Below are 6,516 nucleotides of genomic sequence, written 5' to 3' on the forward strand. Positions count from 1 at the left end.
GCGGATTGGCCGGGAAAGGAGACAAGAGAATGAACATCGAGAAATATACGGAGCGGGTCCGCGGCTTCATCCAGTCGGCGCAGACTTTCGCACTTTCGTCCAATCATCAGCAATTCGCGCCGGAGCATTTGCTGAAGGTCCTGGTGGACGACGAGGAAGGCCTCGCAGCGTCCCTGATCGAACGCGCCGGCGGCCGGGTCGCGGATGTGCGGCTGGGTTTGCAGGCAGCACTTGAAGCCATGCCCAAGGTCACGGGCGGCAATGGCCAGCTCTACCTCGCGCAGCCTCTCGCCAAGATATTCACGACCGCCGAAGAAGTGGCAAAGAAGGCCGGGGACAGTTTCGTCACCGTCGAGCGGCTTCTGACCGCACTCGCGATCGAAAAATCCGCGAAGACATCTGAAATTCTTACCCGCGCCGGTGTTACGCCGACGGCGCTCAATGCCGTTATCAACGATATCCGCAAGGGGCGGACGGCCGATTCCGCCTCGGCCGAAAACACCTATGATGCCTTGAAGAAATACGCGCGGGACCTCACGGCCGACGCGCGCAGCGGCAAGCTCGACCCTGTCATCGGCCGCGATGACGAGATCCGCCGCACGATCCAGGTCCTTTCCCGCCGCACGAAGAACAATCCTGTCCTTATCGGCGAGCCGGGCGTCGGCAAGACGGCCATCGCCGAAGGCCTGGCCCTGCGCATCATCAATGGCGATGTGCCGGAATCGCTCCGGGACAAACAGTTGATGGCGCTCGACATGGGTGCGCTGATCGCCGGCGCGAAATATCGCGGCGAGTTCGAGGAGCGCCTCAAGGGCGTGCTCTCGGAAGTCACCTCCGCGAATGGCAACATCATCCTCTTCATCGATGAGATGCACACGCTGATCGGCGCAGGCAAGAGCGAAGGTGCCATGGATGCTTCCAACCTGCTGAAGCCGGCATTGGCGCGGGGCGAGCTGCACTGCGTTGGCGCGACCACGCTTGACGAATATCGAAAGCATGTCGAGAAAGACCCGGCGCTGGCGCGGCGCTTCCAGCCCGTCTTCGTGGACGAACCGACGGTGGAGGATACGATCTCCATTCTGCGCGGCCTGAAGGAAAAATACGAGCAGCACCACAAGGTGCGGATTTCCGATTCGGCCCTGGTCTCGGCTGCGACCCTGTCCAACCGCTACATCACCGACCGCTTCCTGCCGGACAAGGCGATCGACCTGATCGATGAAGGCGCGGCGCGCCTGCGCATGCAGGTGGATTCCAAGCCGGACGAGCTCGACGAGGTCGACCGCCGCATCATGCAGCTGAAGATCGAGCGGGAAGCGCTGAAGGTCGAAACGGACAATGCCTCGCGTGACCGGCTTGGGCGGCTGGAGAAGGAGCTTGCCGATCTCGAAGAGCAATCGACAGCCTTGACCAATGCCTGGCAGGCCGAAAAGCAGAAGCTCGGCCATGCGGCGGATCTGAAGCGGCAGCTCGATGATGCCCGCAATGCGCTCGCTTCGGCGCAGCGCAATGGCGAGTACCAGAAGGCCGGCGAACTGGCCTATGGCACGATCCCGCAGCTCGAGAAGGAGCTTGCCCAGGCGGAGCAGCATGACGGCTCCGTATCCATGGTCGAGGAGACGGTGACGCCGGATCATATCGCCCAGGTCGTTTCGCGCTGGACGGGCATTCCCGTCGATCGGATGCTTGAGGGCGAAAGGGAGAAGCTGCTGCGGATGGAAGACGAACTCGCCAAGCGGGTCGTCGGCCAGGGCGAGGCGGTGCAAGCGGTCTCCAAGGCCGTCCGCAGGGCGCGTGCCGGTCTTCAGGATCCCAACCGGCCGATCGGTTCGTTCATCTTCCTCGGGCCGACCGGCGTCGGCAAGACGGAGCTGACCAAAGCGCTGGCATCCTTCCTGTTTTCGGACGAGACCGCCATGGTTCGCCTCGATATGTCGGAATATATGGAGAAACACTCCGTTTCCCGGCTGATCGGCGCTCCTCCCGGCTATGTCGGCTATGAGGAGGGCGGTGCCCTGACCGAAGCCGTGCGGCGCCGGCCCTATCAGGTCGTGCTTTTCGACGAGATCGAAAAGGCACATCCGGATGTGTTCAACGTGCTGCTGCAGGTGCTGGACGATGGGCGGCTGACCGACGGTCAGGGCCGGACTGTGGATTTCCGCAACACGCTGATCGTCATGACGTCCAATCTCGGTGCCGAATATCTTGTCTCGCTCGGCGAGGACCAGGATGTGGAATCGGTGCGTGACGAGGTCATGAATGTCGTCAAGGCGTCGTTCCGCCCGGAATTCCTCAACCGGGTCGACGAGGTGATCCTTTTCCACCGGCTGAAGCGCCGCGAGATGGACAAGATCGTGCATATCCAGCTCGAGCGTCTGCAAGCGCTGCTGGCCGACCGCAAGATCGTGCTCAAGCTCGACGGCGAGGCTACCGGCTGGCTCGCCGACCGCGGCTACGATCCCGCCTATGGGGCCCGGCCGCTGAAGCGGGTGATACAGAAGGAAGTCCAGGATCCGCTGGCGGAGAAGATCCTGCTTGGCGAGATACTGGACGGGTCCACCGTCAAGATCACGACAGGGTCCGACAGGCTCAATTTCCGCACCGCAAGGACGACGGAAGACGCTGCGAGCAGCGAAGCCGCCTGACGCGAGCCGCAGCTTGCAAAAATCGATGGCCGCCGCAGGGCGGCCATTTTCATGTCGCCTTCATCGCATAAATGCGACAATCATCTTTTAGCCATTAACCATAAATGCAGAAAATGCCGTCATTTATGGTTATGAATTGTTAGCCGAACGGAAGCTGAAGAATGGCGCTTGATCGTTGCTTACTGGTGGGATTGGTTTTGGGGCTGTCTGCTGGCACGTCTGCCTTTGCGTCGCCTTACGCGCCGGGCGGGATCGCCGGTCAGAAAGCCTACACGCTGGCACAGTTCTTCGAGCGCGAACGCTATTCGCGCCGGGAAGAGCCGCGCGCCTATATCGACGAATATGGCCGCAGGGTCATTGTCGATCGGCGCGGCCGCATCGTATCCATCGAGGAACCCGATTCGCGGTATGACCAGGGCGCGGATTATTTCCCGGAGCCGCCGCAGGATCCCTATGATACCGGCGCGATTTCCAACGACCCGTATCCCCGCGGGGAGCCGCTGCCGTCGGAACAGGATTACGGCAATGTAGACCGCGCGCCGCTGCCTCCGGCCGATAGCGGCCCGGGCCTTTATGACCCGACCAATCCGCAGGACAATTTCGGCGCACAGCAGGAACAGATACCGGCGCATCCGAATCCTGCGCCTTCGGTGGAGCTGCCGAAAGGGCAGGGAGCCAAGGCGAAGATCGCAGCGATCCAGGTTCTTCTCGACCGGATCGGGGTATCGCCCGGCGTAATCGATGGTCGAAAGGGTGGCAATGTCGATAAAGCCGTCGCCGCCTTCGAGGAAATGACGGGACAGCAGTTCGATCCGCTGAACGAGGAGGGCATCAATGCCTCGCTCGAACAGACGGGCGGACCGGCTTTCGTGTCCTATACGATCACAGCGGAAGATGCGGCCTATCCCTTCGTTGCGTCCATTCCGGAGGATTACGGCCACAAGGCCCAGCTGGAGCGCATGGCCTTTACGTCGGTGGCGGAGATGCTCGCCGAGCGATTCCACATGGATGAGGCCTATCTGAAGGAGATCAACAAGGGTCTCGATTTCAATACGCCCGGCATCACCATCCAGATTGCCAATATCGGCCAGAGCGCCGGCGGCGGCGTTACCCGCATTATCGCCGACAAGGGCCGCAAGCAGGTCCGCGGCTACAATGCCGAGGGCAAGCTGGTCGTGGCCTATCCCGCCACCATCGGGTCAAGCGATACGCCCTCGCCATCCGGCACGGTTCAGGTCGAGCGGATCGCGCTCAATCCGAATTATACCTATAACCCGAAGCTGAATTTCAAGCAGGGGCAGAACGACAAGGTGCTTACCATTCCCCCGGGGCCGAACGGGCCGGTCGGGACGGTCTGGATAGCTCTGTCGAAGCCGACCTACGGCATTCACGGCACGCCCGAACCGTCGAAGATCGGCAAGACCAGCAGCCATGGCTGCGTGCGCCTGACCAACTGGGATGCAACCGAGCTTTCAAAGCTCGTGCAAAAGGGCGTCACGGTAGAGTTTCACGAATAGAAGGCTTCGGGGCGGTCAACCGCTGGCGGCGACCTTCGTCGTCGGCGAGCCATCATCCAGCAGCAGCTGGTCGATGCGTTCGCGCTCGCGCTTGAATGCGAGGAGGTCGTCGCCACGCAGTTCGCCGCCGCTGGGCAGGCGGATACGCATCGGATCGACCTTCGAGCCGTTGACGATGACTTCATAGTGCAGATGCGGACCGGTGGACAGTCCGGTGGAGCCGACATAGCCGATCACCTGGCCCTGCCGGACCTTGGAGCCAGGCGTCACGCCGCTGGCGATGGCATTCTGGTGCGAATAGCTGCTCTCATAACCATTGGAATGGCGAATGATGGTCTGGTTGCCATATCCATTGGTCCATCCGGCGCGCTCGACCACACCATTGCCCGATGCGATGATCGGCGTTCCGCGCGGTGCGGACCAGTCGACGCCGGTATGCATGCGGGAATAGCCGAGGATCGGATGGCGCCGCATGCCGAAGGGTGACCGGAAGACGCCATTGGGCACGGGCTTGCGGATCAGGAACTGCTTGGAGCTCTTGCCGTTCTCATCATAGTAATCGGTCGTGCCGTCATCATTGTGGAAACGGTAGAAGCGGCGTGTCTCGCCGGAGAAATTGGCCGAGACATAAAGGATCTCGGATTGGCTATCGGCCTTGTCCGAGCCTTCCGGCAGCGAAAACAGTGCTTCGAGCTTGTCGGACGGCGACAGGCGCGCCTGGAAATCCACATCCGACGCCAGCATGCGGATCAATTGCTGGATCATCGTGTCGGTCATGCCGTAGGCGATGCCGGCGCGGTAGATGCCATCATAGACGCTTGGCAGATCGTCCGCGCGCCGCATCAGCGGCGGGCTGTCGTCGAAGGCGAGCTGCAGGCCCGGCGTGACTTCCGGTTCGTCCGCGGGCACATATTGGCCCCGGTCGTTGAGCGCGATGGTCAGGACATGCGTGGTGCGATTATAGACGCTCGCCCGGATGATCTGGTCGATGCCGTTCCTGGATTCGACGCCGAGACGGAGCACGCTGCCCGCCTTCAGTCGCGGCGAGTTGAGGAGCTTGGCGATGGCATCCGACATGCCTGTCGCGTCGCTGTTCTCGTAGCCGGAATCGTTGAGGGCGGCGAGGACGTTCTTGTCGCTGCGGAAGGGTATGAGTTCCTCGGAATAGCCCGCGCCCTCGGCATCCTCCGTGAGGCGTGGCGAGACGCTGACATTCTCCTGGATGATCTTGACCGCGAGCGGACTGCGCAGATTGTATGGGTCTTCGTCCGAGCCGAAGCGCAGCGGATCGACATAATGCAGCGAGGCAACCTGGATGGCGCCGTCGGAGAGCAGCGAGCCGGTATTGCGCACGACCTGCTCGACCTCGTCGACGCTCAGATCGTCCGATGGATCATATTGGGCGCTGGCGATCGGAAACTCGACCGTACGCAGGCTGACTTCGCTTTCCACCTTCGCGCCATAGATCAGGCCGGTGCGCGGCGCGGGATTCTGGCCGGTATTGGCCTCGGCAAAGACATTGAGCGGATTGAAGGGCGGGTAGCGGCGATTGCTGTTGTGCACGTCGGCGAGCGAAATGCGGACGAGCTCGAAGGGCATGGTGCGCACGACGTCGCGCTCGCCCTCCTTGAACATCGTCGAGACGTCGAGCCGCCGGCGATCCCTGTTCTTCTGTATCGGTACGGTCGCGGCGACGCGCGGCCCCTTGGTCACATCACCGGAACTGGCGCCGGGCATGGCGTTGCGCGCCATGATTTCGGGCGGAGTCGCCAGCTGCTCGCGGCCATCGAGCGCGGCAAAGAGGGCAACGCCCATGAGGACGCTCGACGTGATCCCGGTGAGAAAGGTGCCGGCAAGCCAACGTGCGGAAATCTCGCGCCGATCCGGCGGCCCGCGTCGTCCATCCGTGATCAACGGCGGCTCATTGCCGGGATCGATCAGTGATTGCCCCTCATACTCATTCATACGATCAAATATCGATTCCGTCGTAGCCGTTGCAGGTTGTGGCGCTGAGAAGGCCATGGGGCCGATTGCCGGGCCCGCAAAAAGTGACCGCAGTTTTGCCCCGTGACGCGCCCCGTGTCAACGCAATGTGCGCCGTCGAGGACAAGCATCCAGCCTTCATCCGCGAGCCGATTGCAGCGCTAGGGTGGAAATCGGGCGGGTTTGTGGCCCGCAGGGCATGGTTCGCATGGTTTATATGGATAGAGACGGGGTTTATAGGGACGGAGACGGGCTGATACATTTCCGTCATGTTTTTCACATTAACTTCAAAAAGCCAGTTGACACTTATGAGTTAGGTTGTCTATATACGGCACCAACGAGGGCGGGACGCCGCTGGCGGTTGCTGGTTGCGC

The 6,516-nt window shown here is 61.7% G+C and carries 3 protein-coding genes; 2 read left to right on the top strand and 1 reads right to left on the bottom strand.

From position 1 onward, the window contains the following. The first annotated feature begins 29 nt into the window (after positions 1 to 29). Positions 30 to 2,642, top strand: coding sequence for an ATP-dependent chaperone ClpB (clpB, locus tag OSJ75_RS21530; RefSeq protein WP_267229463.1), 2,613 nt, complete (start codon positions 30 to 32; stop codon positions 2,640 to 2,642). 161 nt (positions 2,643 to 2,803) lie between these two features. Continuing rightward, positions 2,804 to 4,159: a L,D-transpeptidase gene (locus tag OSJ75_RS21535; RefSeq protein WP_267229464.1), complete on the top strand. Its 1,356-nt coding sequence runs from the start codon at positions 2,804 to 2,806 to the stop codon at positions 4,157 to 4,159. Positions 4,160 to 4,174: 15 nt separating this feature from the next. Here the strand turns inward: OSJ75_RS21535 and OSJ75_RS21540 are convergent, their stop codons facing one another. Next, positions 4,175 to 6,124, bottom strand: coding sequence for a M23 family metallopeptidase (locus OSJ75_RS21540; protein WP_250019364.1), 1,950 nt, complete (start codon positions 6,122 to 6,124; stop codon positions 4,175 to 4,177). Positions 6,125 to 6,516: the final 392 nt, after the last annotated feature.

This window comes from Phyllobacterium sp. 0TCS1.6A (genome assembly GCF_026420825.1).
Lineage (GTDB): Bacteria > Pseudomonadota > Alphaproteobacteria > Rhizobiales > Rhizobiaceae > Phyllobacterium.

Excerpts from the sequence above, each read along its gene's own strand:
- clpB (WP_267229463.1), top strand. The coding sequence starts at position 30 with ATGAACATCGAGAAATATACGGAGCGGGTCCGCGGCTTCATCCAGTCG.
- OSJ75_RS21535 (WP_267229464.1), top strand. The coding sequence starts at position 2,804 with ATGGCGCTTGATCGTTGCTTACTGGTGGGATTGGTTTTGGGGCTGTCT.
- OSJ75_RS21540 (WP_250019364.1), bottom strand. The coding sequence starts at position 6,124 with ATGAATGAGTATGAGGGGCAATCACTGATCGATCCCGGCAATGAGCCG.